This is a genomic window from Jeotgalibaca sp. MA1X17-3 (assembly GCF_021513155.1).
Taxonomy (GTDB): Bacteria; Bacillota; Bacilli; order Lactobacillales; family Aerococcaceae; genus Jeotgalibaca.
Map to the genome: position 1 here is coordinate 840,991 of NZ_CP090983.1, position 22,337 is coordinate 863,327.

Consider the following 22,337-nt stretch of genomic DNA (forward strand, 5'->3'; position numbering starts at 1 on the left):
TACTTGACAGGGGGCAGTTCAGAAGGGGACTACGTAATTTTTTTGTCATGTTTTTCTTTCTCCTTTTTTTAATATTTAGATAGGTAAATCATGGTGTGACAAACAGATGGCATAGGGATGGATCTTCTTTTTTTAAAATACGGATACATCCCATTGAAACCGCTTATATGGTCATCATCGAATATCGTAACCTTATTCACAAGGGAAGTCAATTTATATCTTACATATAAATTAAACAAAAAATTGTAGGTTTTAGTTAGGAAAAAAATTTGAATTTTCATATGAAGAAGAGTTCGGTATACTATAAATAAATAGAAAAGTAGAGTATAAGTTAGGACAAATGGTATAATCTACTTTATGATAGAAATGAGGAGAAATATGAATAAAGAATTTTTAGTAATTGGACTAGGTAGATTTGGTGGAAGTGTCTGTAAAGAATTATATGAATTAGGACACCAAGTTTTAGCAGTTGATATTGATGAAATGAAAGTAGAAGAATTTTCTAAGTTTAGTTCACAAGCAATTGTTGCGGATGCTTCGAATGAAAATGTTCTGCAATCAATTGGCGTAGAGAATTTTGATTACGTAGTTGTAGCAATCGGTGATAATCTTCAAGCAAGCATTCTTTGCACGTTACTTTTAAAAGAATTGGGAGTCAAAAATGTTCTTGCGAAAGCACAGGATGAAAATCATAAAAAATTGTTAGCAAAAATTGGAGCAGATCGAATCATTCAACCCGAATTGGACATGGGAATACGAATTGCAAACCAAATCCGATCCGATAAATTAGAAGATTATATAGAATTATCGGATGAGTACAGTATCTCAGAATTAAATGTTTCCGAAAAATTATCCGGTAGATCTATTAGTGAATTAGATATTCGCGCTAACTATAATTGTACGATCTTAGCTATTAAACGTAATGGAGATATGAATATTGCTCCAGCACCAAAAGATCAATTGTGGGCAGGAGACATTATACTAGTGATTGGAAGCAATGAAGATATTTTAATTTTCGAAGAGAAAGGTCTTTAATTATGAGAAAAACTTCGAAAGTAGAACGAACACAGACACTTTTTCTAAAATTGAATCCATCTGCACGAATCGCTTCTGGTTTCTTTTTATTAATTATCATAGGAACCTTCCTATTAAAGCTGCCTTTTGCCACTACGCAACCGATATCATGGTTTGACACCCTATTTACGGCAACTTCAGCTGTAACCGTTACAGGATTGATTGTTGTGAATACCGGTACTGCTTTTACTATTTTTGGACAGTCCGTCATCATGGTTTTAATGCAGCTAGGTGGATTAGGACTCATGACTTTTGCGGTATCTATTTTTTTATTATTAAAACGAAAAGTGGGAATGCAGCAAAGAATGCTAATACAAGAGTCCTTCAATCAAAATACGACTGGTGGACTCGTTCAGTTAGTTCGCGGTTTAATTGTTTTTGCATTAGGAATAGAAGGAATTGGTTTTATTCTATTATCATTGCGATGGATTCCTGAATTTGGATGGAAAAGAGGAGCATTTGTAAGTCTGTTTCATACCATTGCTGCATTTAATAATGCTGGTTTTTCCATATGGTCGGATAACCTATCTGCTTATCAATCAGATCCGATTGTAACCCTTACAATCACGAGCTTATTTCTATTAGGAGGAATTGGATTTACTGTATTACTAGACGTTTGGCATCATCGAAAGTTTAAGGTATTATCACTCCATTCTAAAATAATGATTGTTGGTACATTCGTAGTGAACACGATTGCTCTTCTTTTAATTTTTTCTATGGAGTATTCCAATCCAGAAACAATAGGCAATCTATCAGTAGGAGGAAAGCTGTTAGCTTCCTATTTCCAAGCGCTAACTCCACGTACCGCAGGATTTAATTCTGTTAACATCTCGGGACTTTATCCCGCAACCTTATTGTTGACGACGTTGTTAATGTTTATTGGGGCAGGCAGTGCTTCCACAGGGAGTGGAATCAAGTTAAGTACGTTTATCGTATTATTACTAACGCCTTTAACTGTATTGAGTGGTAAAAAAGAAACATCCATATTTGGAAGAACGATTAAAGATACAGCTATCTTACGTGCGCTAACAATCACAATCATTAGTATGTCACTTGTTTTTGTAGGTACTTTTATATTAATGCTAACGGAACAAGCTTCTTTTATGGAAATTCTATTTGAGGTAGTTTCTGCTTTTGGAACAGTTGGATTAACGATGGGATTGACGCCATATTTATCTACAACTGGAAAAATAGTCATTATGATGATTATGTTTACGGGAAGAATTGGTAGTCTTACCATTGCATCCATTTTAGCGCGTAAAAAAGAAACGTTTATTCGTTATCCAAAAGAAGATGTATTTATCGGGTAAAGGATAGGAGATGGACAGTATAAAAGAGGAGCTCTATAATGAGAGGAGCTTCACAAAATAGGAGGAATAAAAATGATTACTCTTGAAAATGAATATTTGAAGATTGAAATTGCGACAATGGGTGCAGAAATTCAACGTATCTTTAATAAGAACGCTGAGTTAGACTACCTTTGGGATGGAAATCCTGAATTTTGGAACGGACGATCTCCTGTTCTTTTTCCTATTGTAGGACGTTTGAATAATAATCAGTATACACATAACGGTACAACTTTTGATATGATGCAACACGGTTTTGCAAGAAAAGAAGATTGGAAAATAGAGGAAACAACTGATTCAAAGGCAGTTTTGGTGTTAAAGGAAAATGAAAATACAAAAAAACAATATCCTTTTGATTTTGTTTTGAAAGCTACCTATACGCTTTCGGAACATTCGATAACGATTGATTATTCTGTAGAGAATACTTCTGAGACAAGAATGCCATATTCTTTAGGAGCACATCCGGCATTTAATGTTCCACTAGGAGGAAAAGGATCGTTCGAAGACTATTCTCTATCCATTGAACCGGCGCTTTCTCTGGAAATGATGGAAGTAGATCCAGGACCTTATCGTAGTGGGAAAAAACAAGCAGTAGAAGAACTTGAAAATGGGAAATTAGCATTGAAGCGTGAATTGTTTCAAGGTAGTATGCTACTTGATACGCAATCAGCAGTTGATACAGTAACCTTATCTTCAGAGAAAACAAAACATGGGGTTCGTTTACATATGTCAGAGTTTCCTTACCTTTGTCTGTGGACAAAAGAAGAAACAGAAGCTCCATTCTTATGTATCGAACCATTTGATGGAATTGCGGATGTTTTTGGAGAAGTTGGGGAACTTTCGGATAAAGAAGGAATTCATCTTTTAAATCCAACTGAAAAGAAACATCATTCCTACGTGATTGAATTATTTTAAATTCTTAAAAAGCATTGCTATCTAAAGATAGTGATGTTTTTTTTATTTAAAAAAATGGTTCTTTAGACTGATTGATTCTATTAAGACATCCTGTAAAATAAAGGTTATACAAATAGAATTTCTTTTATGAATGAAAGGAAGTTAAAAAAATGGAAACCACAAAAAAAGGAAGTAAACATTCGAATTATAAAATAAAAAATCTTTTTATTTCTCTTTTTGATTCTAAAGCAGATCGAAAAACGAAATGGGTTGTACTAGGTATCTTACTTTATATTGTCAGTCCAATCGATCTTATTCCTGACTTTATTCCTGCAATCGGCTATGCTGATGATATTATTTTACCAATTTTACTTTTCATTGCGGAAAGAATGCTGAATTCAAAGAATGATAAACAAGAAGAAATTACAACAAAACAAAAAAATCTTTAATAGATCCAGCTGCAATTTTTTTGTAGCTGGATTTGTTATTATAAAAATAAATGATAAGAAAGGAAATCTGACATGAACAAATTTCGTTATTACTTTCAAGAAATCATACATTCGGTTACGAAAGGATTGTTCGCTTATTTAAAAGCAACGCTTAAATTAGCATTTTTAAGTCTCATCATTTTATCAATCGGTTTATTTATGATTGGGGTAGATTTTTGGTTTTTAAAAGCTTTAGGGATTGCAATCGTAGATATTTTTCCTGTGCTAGGAAGTGGAATGGTAATGATACCTTGGGCAGTGATTCATTTACTCATGGGACACACAACGATTGCATGGAAAATAGGACTACTTTATATTGTGATGGTGGTGGTTCGTCAAGTAGCTGAACCAATAATCACTGGTAAATCAATTGGTGTTCGTCCTATCTATACATTTCTTGCTACCGTGATAAGTATGCTCATTTTTGGTCCAATCGGTGCAGTTCTAGGTGCAGTCATAACAATCGTACTAAAGGCAGTCTTGGAAGTGAAGTCATTTCAAAGTAGTCCTCCTACCGACCGAAATCCTTTTTATAATGAATAATAAATAGTTTGATTGCCCACAGAAGGATTTCTGTGGGTTTGTTTTATCTGCAAAAGAATGAAAAAAATGATCGGATTAATTGACTAAGAAAAGAAAGAGACATAAAGTAGTAGTAAGTTTATGAGAGCGTTTTAAATACGATGAATAGGAGAGATACTATGAAAATTTTAACATTATTAGGTGACTACTATCATTCACATGATCAACTTCTAGCGTTTATTCAAAGCACAACAAAAAAGATAGACGGAGCTGAGGTCAATGATACATCCATTGAGAATTTAAAAGAGCATTTAGAAGAGCAACCTGATGTACTCATTATAAGTAAAGAAAATCGAAGAGAGCCTGAGGAAGAAGACCAGCAGAAATGGTTAACGGATGAGTTGGACCAATCTATCGCTACTTATGTAGAAAAAGGTGGAAACTTATTTGTACTACACTCTGGGTTATCGTCCTACCCAGAAAATTCTCGCTATCAGAATTTGATCAAAGGGAAATTTCTCCATCATCCTGAGCATCATACAATGATTTCATTCGACGGGTATGCTCCTGACTTTGGTACTCTTTCTTTTAGATATTCTGATGAACACTATTTTGTTGAAGTAAAAGAAAAGGAAACAGAAATATTCCTTAAAAGTAGTTCTTCAGAAGGAGAATCAATTGCCGGTTGGCGCCATCAAGCAGGAGAGGGTAGAATAATCTGCTTGACTCCTACTCACTCGGAAGAAGGCTACGTGAATGGAGATCTACAAAAATTGTTCCTCCAAGCATTGGAGTGGGTAACAAGTAAATAAAATAGGAATGAAGAGATAGATTAAAGATGATAGATAAAGAAAAGGACATCCTTCTTTATTAGATTACTTTTCTACAAAAGGTGTGATACTAACTTTTATACGTTCGTTATCTCATAACCAAAAGTTTTTTGATAAAAAATTCATGGTTATGGTTAAGCGATAAAACTATTTAAATGAATAAAAAACAGGACTAAGAAAGTTTCTTAGTCCTGTTTTTATATTGTGAACAAAATCAAATTTAATTAGCGAATAGAAAAGACTTCTTCGCCTTCCGTGACAGTTCCTTCTTTCAACAAGTTGAAAGTTGAATAATTAGTAGTATTCGTTACTACAACTGGGGTTACTGTTTCATAACCAGCTTCTTTAATAGCATCTAAATCTACATCCACTAAAGGATCTCCGATTTTCACTTGGTCACCGGCTTCAACGTGGACAGTAAATCCTTGTCCTTTCATATTCACTGTATCAAGTCCAATATGAATTAAAATTTCTGCACCGTCTTCAGTAGTTAGTCCAATTGCATGTTTTGTATCAAATATCATAACAATTTTTCCATCAACTGGAGAGTAAACATGACCATCCGTTGGTTCAATTGCGAACCCTTTTCCTAGCGCTTCACTAGAAAATGCAACATCAGATACAGCACTTAATGGAACAATTTTCCCTGACATTGGAGAAACAATATGTGTTTCAACTTGATTGGTTTCTACTGTTTCTTTCGTATCAGCAGGAACTTCTTCTTTAGGCTGAGGATTTTGTTTTGTTTGAGTGTAGTAGTCTTCTTTAGTAGGTAAGCGGTCTGCTTTACCACTTTCTAAAAACTCTTCTAGATTAGATTTAATTACGGAAACTCTAGGTCCGAAAATAATTTGAACTCCGGTTCCTTTATGAACAACCCCGGAAGCACCGATTGATTTCAGTAGATCAAGGTCTACCTTTGAACCTTCAGAAACGGTTGTTCTCAAGCGAGTTGCACAACTGTCTAAATCAACGATGTTATCTTTTCCACCTAAACCATAGATAATGGATGCCGATAAAGCATCTTCTTCTGTTTCAATAACCGTATCAGATTCAGATGATTTTCCTTTTTTATCGTTCATATCAGCACGTGTATATAATTTAACTTCACTTGTTTGATCTTCACGACCTGGAGTTTTATAATTGAATTTTTTGATTAGGAAAGTAAATAAGAAATAGTACAAGAAGAAGTAAGCTATTCCAACGAAAACAACCCAAATCCAATTCGTTTTTGCATTCCCTTGTAAGATTCCATATAAGAACAAGTCAATGAATCCACCAGAGAAAGTCATTCCTACACCAACATTGAAAATATGCATCAACATATAAGCAAGTCCGGCGAGCATAGAGTGCACTGCATAAAGAGGAGTTGCAACAAATAAGAATGTAAATTCAAGTGGTTCTGTTATCCCAGTTAACATGGAAGTCAAAGCTGCAGATGTAAGTAGTCCACCAACTGCTTTACGGTTTTCAGGTTTAGCCAAACGGTACATTGCTAAAGCAGCACCAGGTAAACCAAAAATCATCAACGGGAATTTCCCAGACATGAAGCGTGTTGCTTCAACACTGAATACAGTTGTTGTTGGATCAGATAATTGAGCAAAGAAGATATTTTGAGCTCCTTCTATCAATTGTCCTCCAACCATCATGGTTCCCCCAACAGCTGTTTGCCAGAAAGGTAAGTAGAAAACATGATGTAAACCAAATGGAATTAAGAGCCGTTCCATAAATCCATAGAGCCATGTCCCTGCATAACCAGAATTTTGTACTAGATTTCCAATTGCATAAATTCCACTTTGAACAGGTGGCCAAGCAAAACTCATTAAAATTCCAACAAATAAAAATACAATGGAAGAAATAATAGGTATAAAACGTGTTCCTTCAAAGAATGAAAGAGCGGATGGTAACTGTATTTTATAAAAGCGATTATGAAGTGCAGCAACACCTAAACCAACGATCATACCACCGAATACACCCATTTGAAGTGATTCGATACCTAAAACCGTTGTTACAGAACCTTCTAAAAATAAATCAGCGCCTCCGCGGATTTGAATCATAGCACCAATAGAAGAATGCATAATCAAAAACGCAATTCCTGCCGCTAAAGCTGCAGTAGCCTTTTTCAGACCGAGCCATACCGATGGCACATCCAATGGCAAAAATTAAGGGCAAGTTTGCAAAAACAATATCCCCTGCATCGTTCATTACGGTCAAGACATTGTTTAGAATCGTTCCTTCACCCATAATGTTAGTCAGTCCATATGTTTCAAGCGTAGTAGGATTTGTAAACGAACCACCAATCCCTAAAAATAAACCAGCAACAGGTAAAATAGCTATCGGTAACATAAAGGAACGTCCGACTCGTTGCATGACACCAAAAATCTTATCTTTCACTTTCTCCACCTCTTTTATATTTTTTTGAGCTTTTATACCCTCATTTTTTCCGACAAAAAAACCCAAACCACTTAAAATGGATATAAAAATCCCATAAAAGTTGATTTGGGTTTTGCCGAATGAACGTAACAAGCCCGTTTTTCAATTGATATCATACTATCATATTACTAAAATGATTGCAATCCCTTCCACCGATAATCTAAGAACTTGATAGTGTCTTAGTGATATGATAGGATTTAAATCAATAAATAGAGTCATGGACGATGTAAATAATACTAGATAGGAGTACCAGATCATGCTTGCAATCAAAATTATGAATAATAATATTGTAAGTTCAACTGATGAAACGGGACATGAAATCATTGTGATGGGAAAGGGGATAGGATGGCAACTAAAACCTGGAAGTGTGATTGATCCCACTAAAGTTGATAAAATATTTCGGATGGACACGGCAACTTCTTCGGCTAAATTGAAAAAACTTTTTCTGGAAGTGAATGTAGAATCTATATCGATCAGTTCTCAAGTAGTTGACTATGCATACCAACAAATTTCTAAAAAGTTCAACAAAAATCTGATTATTTCACTAACAGACCATATTGACTTTGCGATTGAACGTTTCGAAAAGAATATTCCTTTACGTAATGACTTAACATTTTGGATAAAAAAAATGTTTCCGGAAGAATTTGATGTTGGTCAATATGCAATTAATCTAATAAAAGAAGAATTGCACTTAGAAATGCCAATTGATGAAGCAGCACATATTGCCATGCACATTATCAATGCGGAGATGGATGGAAATATGGTGCACACGAATGAAATTACTTCTTTAATTAGTACAAGTCTACAAATTATACACGTCAAGACAGGGAAAGCGATTGATGAGACTTCTTTTGCTTATGAACGTTTTTTGCGACATCTACTAGCTCTTGCTCAAAGGATTATTGTGAAAAAAATGAATGTTGATCAAAATGTAGAATTGAATCAGGCCATTCAAAGACAGTTTTCTAAAGAATATAAAATTGCGACTGCTATTCAGCAGTTTATCCAAAAAGACTTCCAGTTTGAAGTAAACGATGATGAAGTTACTTTTTTAACGATCCATATTCATCGTCTTTTAAATGATGATTAACTTTTTTAATAATAGAATAGATAAAAAAAGGGACAGAGAATTATTCTCTGTCCTAATTTTTTTAAAAAACAACCTTACTCAAAAGGATATTTTAATCCCCATTCTTTACGAACTACATCCATAATCTCCACTACATCTAGAGTATATTGTAAAAACTTATTTTCAGATTGGGTTATAATCATGTTTGTAAAATCATCAACTTCATAATTTAAAGCATGGTCATGATTTTCAGCATGTATGGTTTCTTCCTTGCCATGGTCATGGGTAAATACCGCCGTTGAGGCACGTGGATAATTCATGATGGTCAAGTATCCTTTTTCAAACGCAACCACTCCCATTTTAGGCATACGGGCTCGGAATGTTAAAGAAATGGTGGCTAGTTCTTGTTGATTATTTTTCAGAACAATTCCAGAAGTCTCATCCACACCGGATTCATGTAAACTTCCAATTGTTTTAATTTCAGTTGGTTTCTTAGTAAGGAACATGCGAGCAAAGGAAAGAGCATAGGTGCCAATATCAAATAAAGCTCCCCCAGCTAATTCTTTTTTGAAAAAGTATGAATCAGAATCAAGCTCTTTTTTACTGCCAAACATTACTTGTATCATTTTCAGTGAGCCAACGTCATTAGATTTGATCCACTGAGAGATGGTTGAGTAGAGAGGCATATGATAAATAGTCATAGCTTCAGCAAGATACAAATCTTTTGAATGAGCAATTTCGATTACTTCATCCAATTGTTCCTTATTAATGGTGATTACTTTTTCACATAGTACATGTTTACCAGCCAGTAGAGCTGCCTTGATCCACTGGTAATGGTGACTATGTGGAGTAGCAATATAAATAATATCAATAGATGGATCGTTCAACATCTGATGATAGTCACCATATGAGTGAGGAATAGAATTTTTTGTAGCAAATTGTTTGGCTTTTTCACTGTTTCGAGAGGCGACTGCATATAGTTCAGCGACTTCTGACGAAAAATTTTCAGCAAGGCTTTGAGCAATCTGACCAGTACCCAATATTCCCCATTTTAATTTTGACAAAAAACATTCTCCTTTAGCTTTTGAGATTTAATAAAGTACGATCCAATTGGATAGCGCTTTTATTTATAGGTGTAGAAAAGAAAGGTCACACCGATTTTTTACAGAAATCTGAAGAATACTGGACGAGACCAGAAATGTGTTGAATGGTATTTGGTAACAATTCAACTGCTAAAAAATCTTCTGATGAAACTTTAAAAGGTGATTTTATTCCAAATTCACTAGCTGGAATATAACCAAAACGCGGATAATACTCAGCGTGACCCATCACTACAGAAACGGGATAACCTAATTTTTTTGCAAGAAGATGTCCTTCTTTAATTAAACTACCACCTATTTTATGGTTTTGATAGTCAGGTAAGATGGCTAGTGGAGCAAGAGCTAAGCAGACTTGTTCCCCAATCGTGATTTCAGTAAATAAAATATATCCGATAATTTCCTGATTAAATTCAGCTACTAAAGATAATTCTGGAACGAATGAGGAACTTTCACGCAATCGTCTAACTAGAAGATGTTCACAATGATCACTGAATTCTTCATTTAAGAAACTCTGCTGTACAATATTTTCAACTGTTGAATAATCTTCAGGCGTTTCTTGCCTTATTTCTATTTCTGTCATATCCGCAGTTCTCCTATTCTTTTCCTATTATAGTAAGTATACGAATATTCAGAATTTCTGTAAAGTTTTTTTAAGAAAAGAACCAAAAAGATAAAAGCTATATTTTTTAAAAGATATAAAGGATTAACCTTGTAATTTGAAGAGGGTTGATTGATAATTTCATTGCAGCCTTTTTCAAGAAGAAATATATTTTGTTGTATATAAATAGAGAGTTTTCCTTTGCTTGCAGAAATTCTAAGCATGTGACAAGATGAAATAGAATCTTTACTCATAATAGATATCTATTTGAAAAAATAAAGAAATTAGAAAGGAGTAACACACAAATATGAAAATTGTAATTGCTGGAGGAGGCAAGGTCGGTTCGGTCCTTTGTACGGAACTATCCTCTGAAACAAATGATATTATTTTAATTGAAAAGAACCCTAAAAAACTGGATGACCTGATTAGTAAAAATGATATTTCTGGTATTGCAGGAAACGGTGCAAGTTATGATATTCAGGTAGAAGCTGGCGTAAAGACTTGCGATATTTTTATTGCAGTTACTCCACAAGATGAAGTAAATATTATGGCAGCTATTCTAGCAAAAAAACTGGGAGCAAAATATACGATTGCTCGAGTTCGTAACCCTGAATATTCCTATCATCTGGACTTTGTGCGAGAAAGTCTAGGAATTAATTTAATGATTAATCCAGAACTGGAAGCAGCTAGAAATATGGTTAGCATTATTAAATTTCCCACTATATTAAGTTTACAGTCTTTTGCTCGTAATAAAGTAGATTTGATTGAAATAGAGGTAGCTCCGAATAGTGGTTTGGAAAATCAATCGCTGAGTAATTTTAGGACAATCTATGGCGACATTTTAGTTTGTGCGATTAAAAGAGGGGATGATACAATTATTCCTTCTGGTACGAACACTCTTCAAAGAGGCGATCATATTTATGTACTTGGAAATAAACGCGTTATTCGTAAGTTTTACAAAAAAGTAAGCCCAGATAAAAGTAATATCCAATCAGTATTGATTATCGGTGGTGGAAGAATTACCTACTATTTAATTGATCTGCTAAAGGGTCATAAAATGGATATCAAAGTCATCGAGCGAAGATTAGATGTGGCAGAAAACTTAAGTGATGTATTTCCTGAAGTTGAAGTTATTCTAGGGGACGGAACAGATCAGGAAGTACTAGAGAGCGAAGGAATAGAGAATTATCAAGCTTTTCTTTCATTAACAGGGGTCGATGAAGAGAATATCATCACATCTATGTTTGCTTCTCAAAAGAAAGTGAAAAAAGTCATTACAAAAGTAAATCGTGAATTATTATTGAAAATTTTTAATACACTAGGTATGGAGTCCATCATTACTCCAAAACGAGTGATTGCTAATATTATTTTACGTTTCGTACGATCCCTATCTGCTAGTTCTGTTTCAGATGTAGAGGCATTATATCGAATTGCAGATAATCAAGCAGAAGCCATTCAATTTAAAATAAAGAAAAATAGTAAAGCAACAGATATTCCCTTAGAGAAATTAGAAACCAAACCTAATTTGTTGATTGGATATATCGTAAGAGATCAAAAATTAATATTCCCAGGTGGTCAAGATGTGGTGAAAGAAAATGACCGAGTCATTGTTATTACGAAGGATAAAACCATCAGTAGTATTGATGACATCTTGAAGTAAAGGGGGAGTAACATGAATTTTTCAATGGTAAGGTATGTATTGGGGCGTCTTCTCCAAGTACAAGCATATCTTTTAGGGATTCCTTTAATAGTTAGTTTTATTTATCGTGAGCCCATTCAATATAAAACTAGTTTTTTAATAGTTATCATTTTGTTAACCGTTATTGCTTTGATTTCTAATGGGAAGAAACCGGAGAATAAAAGAATGACCGCAAAAGATGGTTTTGTGATTGTTGCTTTATCTTGGATTCTTTTTTCCTTTTTTGGGTCTCTTCCATTTTTTATTAGTGGAGATATTCCCTCTTTAGTAGATGCATTTTTTGAAACGAGTAGTGGATTTAGTACAACTGGTTCGAGTATTTTAACAGATGTAGAAGCATTATCTCATTCCATGCTTTTCTGGCGAAGCTTCACTCACTTAATAGGCGGAATGGGGATTCTAGTATTTGCTTTAGCTGTCTTACCTCAAATGGACTCTGAATCTGTATATATTATGAAAGCTGAAGTTCCTGGACCTACTTTTGGTAAACTAGTTTCTAAACTATCTTCTACAGCTAGGATTTTGTATATTATTTATATATCGATGACTGTTATGGTAATTATCTTACTTTTATTTGGAGGAATGAACCTATTTGATGCTGTATTGCATGGGTTTGGGGTTGCAGGTACGGGAGGATTTGGTGTACGAAATGGAAGTTTAGCTTCGTATGATAGTGCCTATATTGATTACGTTATTGGAATTGGCATGTTAGTATTTGGAGTGAACTTCAACTTATATTACATGGTGTTGATTGGACAAGCAAAAGATGCTTTCAAAAGTGAAGAATTTAGATGGTACCTTGGAATTATTTTTGCTGCAATTAGCATGATTTGTCTGAATCTTTTTTCAACCTATGATTCCGTAAGTGTTTTATTCCGAGATGTATTCTTTACTGTTTCTTCTGTAATTACAACTACAGGATTTTCCACAGCAGATTTTGGAACGTGGCCTTTGTTTTCGCAAATGATTTTACTTTTATTAATGTTTTTTGGTGGAAGTGCAGGATCAACTGCAGGGGGACTGAAAATCTCTAGAATTGTTTTGATGGGGAAAATAGTAGGCTCAGAAGTAAAACGAATCGCTCAACCGAACCGTGTAGTATCGATTCGATATGATAATAAACCTTTAGATAAACAAATTAAACATACCGTTGCAAATTATATTGTAGTCTACTTTATTCTCTTTACGGGACTCTTGTTGGTGATAGGATTGGATACCCCAGACTTCTTATCCGCATTTAGTTCTGTAACAGCAACTTTTAACAATATTGGACCGGGGTTAGGTGCATTTGGTCCTACTTCTAGTTATGTAGATTTGAGTGACCCTTCTAAGATTTTACTCTCATTCACTATGCTAGCGGGAAGATTGGAGATTTTTCCAATGATTATCCTATTTTTACCTCAAACATGGAAAAGATGATGAGCTTTTAATAATACCTTCTACTCTGTAAAGGAAGAGTAGAGGGTATTATTTTGTCTATTAGAAAAAAACTATGATAATATAGAATAGATATTGATTTTATTTTTTTAAGATAAAGGAGTGCTCGAAATTAATAGATTATTAGATAAAGTAGCAATTATTACAGGTAGTGGTGCAGGTATTGGAAAGACCATTGCAAAATCTTTTGCAAAAGAAGGAGCAAAAGTAGTTATTGTTGATTTCGATGAAGAAGCATTGAATACTACTGTAAAAGAAATTCAAGATACAGGGCGAGAAGCTCTAGGCTTAAAAGTAAATGTAACCAGTGAAGAAGATGTTAAAAAAATGGTTTCAGAAACCTTGAGCCATTTTGGAACAATAGATATTTTAGTTAATAATGCTGGTGTCAGCGATAATATGCAAGCGGCTGGAAATGTTGAAGATAATGTATGGAATCGTGTGATGGATATTAATGTAATGGGTGTTATGCGTTGTGTTCGTCAAGTACTTCCTTATTTTGAAAAGAATCAAGCCGGTATTATTTTGAATATGTCTTCTGTGGCCGGTGTGACAGGTGGGCGTGGTGGATTAACTTATACAGCTGCCAAGCATGCAGTTGTTGGGATGACGAAAAATATTGGGTCTCAATATGGTCCTCTAGGAATTCGTTGTAATGCGGTAGCTCCAGGAAATATTCAAACTGATTTTAGTTCTAGAATGCAAAATATTGATCAATTTGGTATGAAGCAAGCGATTCGTGCTACAAACTTAATTCCACGTGCAGGACAAGTCGAAGAAATTGCTTCTATTTGTGTGTTTCTTGCTTCAGAGGACTCTAGTTATATTAATGGTCAAACCATCGTTGCAGATGGCGGATGGAGTGCGTATTGATTTTATGCTAAAAAGAGCGGGACATAGGGTTTGCCTTTTATTCTGCATTTAAGAAAATGGTGAAGAAATAGGAAGGGGACTGGGACTTTTGTTCCAGCCCCTTCTTTTTATTAATAGAGGTTATCTTGCAGCAGACCTTTAAAATGATTATGATAAAGGTAATTCTAATAGATTAAAAATTTTAAAAGGAGGGATAGAAATGAAAAAGAAACGAAAAGAAGATGGCAGAGAAGAGGTACTCCCTTCTAAACAAAAAAAGATGTTCTCTTTCAGCAAGCAGAATCTATTAGGTGTAATTGGCGGTTCAGGATTTCTTCTGATTATCAAAGGGGTTGGAGGACTCATCGAAAGTATCTTTGAACGTCCTTCTGCACAGTGGCGAACAGATATCACTTTTGGTAATTTATTTTTATATCTGCTAATCGTATTTATAACACTCGTAGCTATAAAAAAAGTACCTTCTAAAAAAATTCAAAAGAAAAATATCTATCAAATTTTAAGCGTCGCTATAGTTATAATTACCTTTGCGTTCATCCTTACGTTTACTATTCCTATCCTCCAAGTCACTATGATAAGGATCCATCCAGTTATTTTAGTTTTAGCTGGAGCAGTCTTACTACCGGCATCCGGAAATTTATCATTTAGAAAAAATAAATATTGAGTATAGAAAAGCCCCGATAAAAAATATCGGGGCTTTTCTATAAAATTAACGGTTCTTCGGACCTGGTGTGGATGCCATACATGTCAAGTTTCCAGTTATACTCCAACTTTCAACAGTTGCTGGAAGAATAAAGTGTCTTCCTTTAGTTAAAGGATATTCACGGCTATCAACAGTAAGTTTACCATCACCTTCTAATACACTAACCAAAACATAAGGAGCTACTTTATCGAAATCAAGAGTGGAATGAACATCCCAAAGATAAACGTTAAAATAATCACTTTGGATATAGGTAGTGATTTTGTTGTCATCAATCTCTTGTGTATGACCTACGTTTTTCGGATCTACGTGAGGAATGGTAGAAACATCTAAAGTCTGCTGGATATGCAACTCTCTTTGTTTGCCCATGTCATCAATACGATCATAGTCGTAGAGACGATACGTTGTATTACTACTTTGTTGTGTTTCCAAAATCATAATTCCAGCACCAATTGCATGAATGGTACCACTTGGAACAAAGAAGAAATCTCCTGCTTTTACTTTTATGGATCGCAGCAAGGTATCCCATTCGCCTTTTTCAATTAAATCTGCGAATTCTTCTTTGGATTTTGCATGATGTCCGTAGACAATTTCTGCTCCTTCGTCAGCATCAATTACATACCAACATTCTGTTTTACCTTGTTCTCCCTCGTGTTCAAAAGCATACACATCGTCAGGATGTACTTGAACGGAGAGGTCATCTGTAGCATCAATAATTTTTGTTAGTAATGGAAAGACAGATACAGTTGGATTTCCGAATAATTCTGGATGAGTTTGGAATAATACATCTAATCCTATATCTACATACTCACCATTTTCAATTGTTGCTACGCCATCTGGATGCGCACTAATTGCCCAACATTCGCCAGTATGTTTAGATGGAATGTCGTAATGGTAGATATCACGTAATTTAGTACCACCCCAAATTTTTGGTTGTAACACTGGGTTCATAAATAATGGTTCACTCATAATATCCTCCTCTTGAATGTAATAGAAAGTAATGTTTGAAAGGGTTACTTAATTCTTATTATACAATACATTGTTTTAAATTTCATAGGATGAAAGACAGGAAGCACTACTTTTTAATTTATTGATTGGTTTCAAACGAAACAAGACGTATAATAGTGGAAGTACCTATTTTTAGAATCTATTTTATATAAAATGTAACTAGATAGAATTGAAAAGGAGTCGTTCAGTTTGCAAGAGGTAAAAGATTCTCGGATGGGAACAGAATATATCCCTAAATTAATGTTTTCGTTGGCAATGCCTTCTATTATTGCTCAAGTAATTAATATTCTTTATAACATTGTAGACCGGATGTATATCGGTCACATACCCGAAGTTGGCGCGTTAGCTTTAACTGGTTTAGGAGTTAGTGCACCATTGCTAATTATTGTTTCGGGATTTAGTATGCTTGTTGGAGGTGGTGGGGCTCCGCTAGCAGCTATTGCGATGGGAAGGAAAGATAATGAAGAGGCAGAGCGAATCTTAGGTGCGGGAACTTATTTGTTAACGATTCTAGGAATTGTTTTGACTATTCTAATCTTTATTTTTAAAGAACCAATCTTATATATTTTTGGAGCAAGTGATGTAACCTTCCCTTATGCAAATAGATACACGAGTATTTACTTAATAGGAACTATTTTTGTACAATATGCATTAGGATTAAATACGTTTATTACGAGTCAAGGTCAATCCAAAATCGCAATGTTTTCTGTATTAATTGGTGCAGTAACGAATATTATTTTGGATCCAATTTTTATATTTGGATTTAGTATGGGGGTTGAAGGAGCAGCATTAGCTACAGTGATTTCTCAAGCGTTAAGTGGTTTTTATGTGATTCATTTCTTACGTTCAAAACGCTCTGCTATTCGAATAAAAAAAGAGTATGTTCATTTTGATAAAGGAATATTGAAAAAAACAATTGCATTGGGGATTTCACCTTTCATTATGGCAGCTACTCAAAGTGCTGTTGTGATTGTATTTAATAGTGGACTTCTTCGATATGGAGGAGATTTACATGTAGGTGCGATGACGATCATGCAAAGTGTGATGCAACTGATGATTGTGCCTATTCAAGGATTCACTCAGGGAGTTCAGCCAATTGTCTCGTATAATTTTGGTGCTCAAAAAATGGATCGTGTAAAAGAAACGGTCAAAAAAGTTTGTTCCTTACGGTAGCAACAACGGTAATTTTTTATGGAATTATTCTGATTGTGCCACAGCTATTTGCCCGTATCTTTACAACAGACCCTGAATTAACTAACGTAATTATTGATTTACTGCCTATATTTATGGGGGGAATGTGGTTGTTTGGTGTTCAGATGACTGCACAAATGTTCTTTGTCGGAACTGGAGAGGCAAAAAAATCGTTGTTCTTAGCTCTTTTACGTAAGGTAATTATTTTGATTCCTTTAGCTTTGATCTTACCAAATTGGTTTGAAGTAAGGGGGATTTACTATTCGGAGCCGATAGCTGATATTATCTCAGCTTCCACCGCAGGGATTTTACTATGGGCTACCGCAAAGAAAACTCTTTCTGCGGAAAATGTTGCTTTGCATGCAACTAAAAAAGCTTCTTAAAAATTAAACAAAGCAAAAATATAATATTTTTTACTTTTTTTTGGTAAAATAATGAAAAGGGAGTGAAGTAAAATGAATATACAAGAGAAAGTAAGTAAGGATTTTATCCAAGCTAGAAAAAATCGGGATACATTGAAAATAAATGTCTTGCGAATTATAAAATCTCACTTTGATACCTATAAAATAGATCATCAAAAAGAAATGACAGAAGAAGAGACGATCAATTATCTTTTAAAAGAACAAAAACAAACGAATGAAGCAATCGAATTTGCAGAAAAAGCAAATCGTGAAGATTTAGTAAAAGAAAATCGTGAGAAACTAGCAATCATCACTTCTTATCTACCCAAAATGATGACCAAAGAAGAAATTCAAGATTATTTAATATTGAAAGACGTTCCTTCTCTTTCAATGAAAGATGCGATGAAACTAGCCATAGGCGAACTAAATGGTAAAGCGGAGAAAAAAATGATCTCTCAAGTAGTGAAAGAGCTTCTAGGGAAATAAATTTAGAAGAAAACACTTCCCATACAGACTAACGAATGTATCTGTGTAGGGAGTGTTTTTTAACGTATAAATAAGGTAGGAGGAAGAACGTTGACCAATAAAAATCATGAGTACCGCATTCAGCTAGCAACTCGTAATGACTTACCTATTATTATGAAAATGATTGAGGATGGAAAAGAACGTCTTAAAAACATGAGAGTAGACCAATGGCAAAATGGATATCCGAATGAAGAAGTTATTTTAAAAGATATGAAGGTAGGAAATAGTTATCTTTTTTTTGAAGGAGATACCCCTGTGGCGACTTTTGCTCTATTTTTTGACAACGATCCAACATATTCTTCCATAAAAGAAGGAGAATGGCTGACGAAGAACCCCTATACGGTTATTCATCGAATAGCAGTATCAGAAAATCATCTAGGCAAAGGAATAATGGGCCAACTTTTACAAAAAGTTGGAGAAAAATCACTAGCAAAAGGGTTTGGAAGTATGCGGATGGATACCCATCCTGAAAATAAAACGATGCAACGAGCTTTATTGAAAAATAAATTTGAATTTTGCGGTCATATTTATTTAGAAAATAATGATCTCCGCTTTGCATATGAAAGAATATGGAATGAGAAGTGGTAGGAGTAAAATTGATGAATATGGTATAATGACGAGAAGTTAAAAAATAAGGATGCTGATACTAGAAATGAATTTTGAAATCATACCTAAAAATGAAATCATGGAAGAGACCTTCAGTGAAGCAACCTATCAAAAGGGCGAAAATTTGTTTCGTGGTAATCGAGTAGGTTCTTTAAAACTGACGCACCAAGAAAATAGCGTAATGATTAAGACGATTGTAAAAGGTTCCAAAAGCTATGAAGTTGCATGTATAAATGATCAAATCCATCATTCACTTTCTTATGAATGTACATGTCCTGCTTTTGAAAAGTATATGGGAGCATGCAAGCACATCGTAGCAACGATGCTTCAATATAATGAACTAGTAGAAAATAACCCTCAGGAAACTCAAAAACTAACAGAAGCTAGTAGTGAAAGCCAAGTGTCTGTTCCTAAAAACGAAGAATATCGAGGTGCACGTTACCTTTTAAATAAAATGTCAGATTATCTTGATTCTCATACAGGGTATACCGGTCGTAAAAAAGTGAATTTTGAGTATCAATTTTCGTTTGAAGCATTAGAAAATGAAGAAGAAAGTTCCTTACGAATCAAAGTAGGAACGGAAAAACTTTATCAAGTAAAAGACATTGAACAAAATGCCCGTTACTTTTTAGAAGAAAAATCAATTGCCTTTGGTAAGAACTTTGATTATGATCCAGCAGAACATTATATTGCAGCTAAGGATAGAGAGATGCTTCATCTTTTATTAGAATTAAAAGATTATCGTTTTCAATCTTACTACTATTACTCCTATCGCAGTGGCAACAAGAGTGAGATGGAAATCCCAGCTATTTTTGTAAAAAGTATGCTGCTAAAAGTATTACAAATGGAGTATTATAAAGTGAAATTACGTCATCGAGCTGATGGTACCAATAATCAAAATTTTGAAAATCCAATCATCCATATGGAAGGGGAAGCTGTTTTACCTATTCCTCTTCAATTAACACAGGATAGTGGAAGTGAAGGGGACGATTATCATTTCTCTATTAAAGATGCTAATGAACATACCTTTTTATTATATCCTAGTCAAAAAATCCTTATAAAAGAAAATGAATTTTACTACTTAACAGACGAAGAGATTTTAATGTTGGAAGCTGTTTTAACTGCTTTTGCGGAAAATGATGAAAAGGAACTGAAAATTCCACGAAAAATGATTCGTGATTATATGACTCAAACCATTCCATCTTTGCAACAAAAATTCCCAGTTGAAATTACTGAAGAAATTCAGGAACAGTTTCAAAAGAGACCGCTCCTAGCGAAGATGCTTCTTGACTGGCAAGATGATGCACTATATATGGATATTGAATTTCATTATGGAGATCAGTTCTACAGGCCAATGGCTTCTCAAGTAGATAAACAGGAGCTACCCGATACATTATTATTGGATGTGGAGAAAGAAGGGAAAATTCTCAACGCCATTTATGATTTTGAATTTGACTTTGAAATGGAAGACTCTAGTATTGTTTTATCTCAACCAGATGAAATTTATCGTTTTCTGTTTGAAGCAATTCCAGTTTTAAAGGAATGGATGGAAGTATATACCTCTTCGAACGTAGAACATATGCTTTATTCACCTGCTTGGGAACCTAAACTAGTAGTAGATTTAGATAAGAAGAGTAATCTCCTTCAAATCACGTTTGATATGGAGGGGATAGAAGAAGAAGATTTACAAGGGATCATGCATGATCTGATGGCAAAAAGGAAATATAGAAAACTAACAAACGGGAAATTAGTCAATCTACAAGATCGGGCTTTTCAAGAGTACAAAGGTACATTAGAGCAAATGGATATTGCTGTAAAAGATGTGAAAAGAGAAATGAATGTCCCCCTTCATAAAGTTTTTTCATTAAATGAAGAAACGATGGAGCGGGCAGAGCTCAAGAATCCTATTCGCGAGTTTCTTATGCAACTAGATTCTGTAGAAGAAACCCATTATCCGTTACCTGAAAAATTACAAGCAAACCTACGGCCGTATCAAGTCGAAGGCTTTCAATGGCTAAAAACGTTGGATAAATATGGCTTTGGCGGGATTTTGGCAGATGATATGGGACTTGGAAAAACAGTCCAAGCGCTGACCTTTATTGCTTCTTCTCTAGAAGAGCAAACCAAACCAATTCTAGTCGTTTGCCCGTCCAGTGTACTTTATAATTGGCAAAAAGAAAGTACACAATTTATTCCAGGTGTAGAAAGTATTTTGATTGCGGGCACAAAGACTGAAAGAGAAGAGTCAGTAGCAAAAGCATTAGAAGAAAATATTCCTTTATGGATTACCTCGTACCCGGTCTTAATCCGTGACATGGAATTATATGAAGAGGTTCACTTCAAAAGTATTTTCTTTGATGAGGCTCAAATTGTTAAAAACAATACTGCAAAAACAACAAAGGCAGCTCGACTCCTTCATGCACAAAATAAATTTGCATTAAGTGGAACGCCGCTTGAAAATCAATTAGGAGAAATTTATTCCATTTATTCTATTGTTGTACCAGGATTATTCGGTACTCAAAAGGCCTTTAAACAAATGGATATGGAGCAAATTATCCGTAAAATACGTCCGTTCTTATTGCGTAGATTGAAAAAAGAAGTACTAACTGAATTGCCAGATAAAGTTGAATCCGTAGAATATATTAGTTTGTCGGATGAACAAAGGAATTTATACTTATCACAATGGAAATTGGTTAAAAATGAAACGGCTGAACTGGTGGAAAAAGGTACACTCAATGAGAATCGTATCAAAGTCTTGGCAGGATTAACTCGCTTACGACAGATTTGTTGTGATCCAAGATTGGTAAATTCTGATTATAAAGGAAACTCTGCCAAATTGGAGCGATTATTGGAATACTTGAAAACTGCCAGAGAAAATGGGAAAAGAGTTGTTCTATTTTCTCAATTTACTCAAATGCTTGCATTGATTCAGAATGAACTAAAAAAAGAGGGACGAGATTATTTTTATTTGGATGGGAGTACTCCTAACCTAGAACGTTTAGAATTAACGAGTCGCTTCAATGAAGGAGAAAAAGATTTGTTCCTTATTTCCTTGCGAGCTGGGGGAACGGGATTAAACTTGACTGGTGGAGATACGGTTATTCTATATGACTCTTGGTGGAATCCAGCTGTTGAAAGTCAAGCAACTGATCGTGTCCATCGTTATGGGCAAAAGAAAATGGTGCAAGTTATTCGAATGATTTGTACAGGAACCATTGAAGAAAGAATCAATGAGTTGCAAGAACAAAAAAGAGAATTAATCGATCAGGTTATTACAGATGGAAAGCAATCCATCACAAGCCTGACAAAAGAGGAATTAATGGATATTCTATCTGATTAAAGCTCACCTACCTATGTCACATTATGTGATAAAGGTAGGTTTTTTTTGTTTAAATGAGTTTTATGTTAGATTACATTACAATTCAATGAGATATTCATGTTGACCAACTCATTATTCGTTCGGTACTATATTTGCATACATCACGGAGACTATCTCTTTCTTATTTACTTTCCTGGCACAAGGAAAGTTGATTGGAGAAGAAGTAG

Annotated in this window: 19 protein-coding genes and 1 pseudogene; 15 read left to right on the plus strand and 5 right to left on the minus strand. The window is 34.6% G+C overall.

What is annotated here, in order from left to right; genetic code table 11:
* The first annotated feature begins 378 nt into the window (after positions 1 to 378).
* The 6 genes from LZ578_RS04185 (at position 379) to LZ578_RS04210 (ending at position 5,136) form a co-directional block, all read left to right on the plus strand.
* Positions 379 to 1,035 carry a TrkA family potassium uptake protein gene (locus LZ578_RS04185; RefSeq protein WP_235146075.1) on the plus strand — a complete coding sequence of 219 codons (657 nt, stop codon included), beginning with the start codon at positions 379 to 381 and terminating at the stop codon, positions 1,033 to 1,035.
* Between the two features lie 2 nt (positions 1,036 to 1,037).
* Positions 1,038 to 2,384 (plus strand): TrkH family potassium uptake protein, encoded by a 1,347-nt coding sequence (locus tag LZ578_RS04190; protein ID WP_235146076.1) that lies wholly within the window; start codon positions 1,038 to 1,040, stop codon positions 2,382 to 2,384.
* A gap of 72 nt (positions 2,385 to 2,456) precedes the next feature.
* On the plus strand, positions 2,457 to 3,335 hold the full coding sequence (locus LZ578_RS04195; RefSeq protein ID WP_235146077.1) for an aldose 1-epimerase family protein: 879 nt from the start codon (positions 2,457 to 2,459) through the stop codon (positions 3,333 to 3,335).
* Between the two features lie 149 nt (positions 3,336 to 3,484).
* A complete protein-coding gene (locus LZ578_RS04200; RefSeq protein ID WP_235146078.1) occupies positions 3,485 to 3,763 on the plus strand; it encodes a YkvA family protein in 279 nt (92 codons plus the stop codon).
* A gap of 72 nt (positions 3,764 to 3,835) precedes the next feature.
* Complete coding sequence (locus LZ578_RS04205; RefSeq protein ID WP_235146079.1) at positions 3,836 to 4,345, plus strand: AI-2E family transporter; 510 nt, start codon at positions 3,836 to 3,838, stop codon at positions 4,343 to 4,345.
* Between the two features lie 158 nt (positions 4,346 to 4,503).
* Positions 4,504 to 5,136, plus strand: a complete 633-nt coding sequence (locus LZ578_RS04210) for a ThuA domain-containing protein (RefSeq protein ID WP_235146080.1) — start codon at positions 4,504 to 4,506, stop codon at positions 5,134 to 5,136.
* A 242-nt stretch (positions 5,137 to 5,378) separates the two neighbouring features.
* Here the strand turns inward: LZ578_RS04210 and LZ578_RS04215 are convergent, their stop codons facing one another.
* Both LZ578_RS04215 and LZ578_RS04220 read right to left on the minus strand, forming a co-directional pair.
* On the minus strand, positions 5,379 to 7,232 hold the full coding sequence (locus LZ578_RS04215) for a PTS transporter subunit IIABC (protein WP_235146394.1): 1,854 nt from the start codon (positions 7,230 to 7,232) through the stop codon (positions 5,379 to 5,381).
* A complete protein-coding gene (locus tag LZ578_RS04220) occupies positions 7,186 to 7,680 on the minus strand; it encodes a PTS transporter subunit EIIC (RefSeq protein WP_235146081.1) in 495 nt (164 codons plus the stop codon). Before LZ578_RS04220 ends, LZ578_RS04215 begins: the two co-directional genes overlap by 47 nt.
* A gap of 163 nt (positions 7,681 to 7,843) precedes the next feature.
* On the opposite strand from LZ578_RS04220, the gene LZ578_RS04225 reads away from it, so the two are divergent.
* Entirely contained in the window at positions 7,844 to 8,677 is an 834-nt protein-coding gene (locus LZ578_RS04225; protein ID WP_235146082.1) for a PRD domain-containing protein, read from the plus strand.
* A gap of 74 nt (positions 8,678 to 8,751) precedes the next feature.
* Here the strand turns inward: LZ578_RS04225 and LZ578_RS04230 are convergent, their stop codons facing one another.
* Together LZ578_RS04230 and LZ578_RS04235 are read right to left on the minus strand one after the other, a co-directional pair.
* Positions 8,752 to 9,720 (minus strand): Gfo/Idh/MocA family protein, encoded by a 969-nt coding sequence (locus LZ578_RS04230; protein WP_235146083.1) that lies wholly within the window; start codon positions 9,718 to 9,720, stop codon positions 8,752 to 8,754.
* A gap of 85 nt (positions 9,721 to 9,805) precedes the next feature.
* A complete protein-coding gene (locus tag LZ578_RS04235; protein WP_235146084.1) occupies positions 9,806 to 10,336 on the minus strand; it encodes a GNAT family N-acetyltransferase in 531 nt (176 codons plus the stop codon).
* Between the two features lie 325 nt (positions 10,337 to 10,661).
* Between LZ578_RS04235 and trkA the strand changes: the two genes are divergently transcribed.
* The 4 genes from trkA to LZ578_RS04255 all read left to right on the plus strand — a co-directional run bounded on the left by trkA (position 10,662) and on the right by LZ578_RS04255 (position 15,024).
* Positions 10,662 to 12,014, plus strand: a complete 1,353-nt coding sequence (gene trkA / locus LZ578_RS04240; protein ID WP_235146085.1) for a Trk system potassium transporter TrkA — start codon at positions 10,662 to 10,664, stop codon at positions 12,012 to 12,014.
* Between the two features lie 12 nt (positions 12,015 to 12,026).
* Positions 12,027 to 13,472 (plus strand): TrkH family potassium uptake protein, encoded by a 1,446-nt coding sequence (locus LZ578_RS04245; protein ID WP_235146086.1) that lies wholly within the window; start codon positions 12,027 to 12,029, stop codon positions 13,470 to 13,472.
* A gap of 120 nt (positions 13,473 to 13,592) precedes the next feature.
* Positions 13,593 to 14,363 carry a glucose 1-dehydrogenase gene (locus LZ578_RS04250; RefSeq protein ID WP_235146087.1) on the plus strand — a complete coding sequence of 257 codons (771 nt, stop codon included), beginning with the start codon at positions 13,593 to 13,595 and terminating at the stop codon, positions 14,361 to 14,363.
* Between the two features lie 199 nt (positions 14,364 to 14,562).
* A complete protein-coding gene (locus tag LZ578_RS04255) occupies positions 14,563 to 15,024 on the plus strand; it encodes a hypothetical protein (protein ID WP_235146088.1) in 462 nt (153 codons plus the stop codon).
* 45 nt (positions 15,025 to 15,069) lie between these two features.
* On the opposite strand, the gene manA is transcribed toward LZ578_RS04255, so the two are convergent.
* Complete coding sequence (gene manA, locus LZ578_RS04260; RefSeq protein WP_235146089.1) at positions 15,070 to 16,029, minus strand: mannose-6-phosphate isomerase, class I; 960 nt, start codon at positions 16,027 to 16,029, stop codon at positions 15,070 to 15,072.
* A gap of 348 nt (positions 16,030 to 16,377) precedes the next feature.
* On the opposite strand from manA, the pseudogene LZ578_RS04265 reads away from it, so the two are divergent.
* The 4 genes and pseudogenes from LZ578_RS04265 (at position 16,378) to LZ578_RS04280 (ending at position 22,131) form a co-directional block, all read left to right on the plus strand.
* Positions 16,378 to 17,642 (plus strand): annotated as a pseudogene (locus LZ578_RS04265) (MATE family efflux transporter).
* A gap of 72 nt (positions 17,643 to 17,714) precedes the next feature.
* Positions 17,715 to 18,146 carry a GatB/YqeY domain-containing protein gene (locus LZ578_RS04270; protein ID WP_235146090.1) on the plus strand — a complete coding sequence of 144 codons (432 nt, stop codon included), beginning with the start codon at positions 17,715 to 17,717 and terminating at the stop codon, positions 18,144 to 18,146.
* A gap of 90 nt (positions 18,147 to 18,236) precedes the next feature.
* Positions 18,237 to 18,773: a GNAT family N-acetyltransferase gene (locus LZ578_RS04275; RefSeq protein ID WP_235146091.1), complete on the plus strand. Its 537-nt coding sequence runs from the start codon at positions 18,237 to 18,239 to the stop codon at positions 18,771 to 18,773.
* Between the two features lie 64 nt (positions 18,774 to 18,837).
* Entirely contained in the window at positions 18,838 to 22,131 is a 3,294-nt protein-coding gene (locus tag LZ578_RS04280; RefSeq protein WP_235146092.1) for a DEAD/DEAH box helicase, read from the plus strand.
* The last annotated feature ends 206 nt before the right edge of the window (positions 22,132 to 22,337 follow it).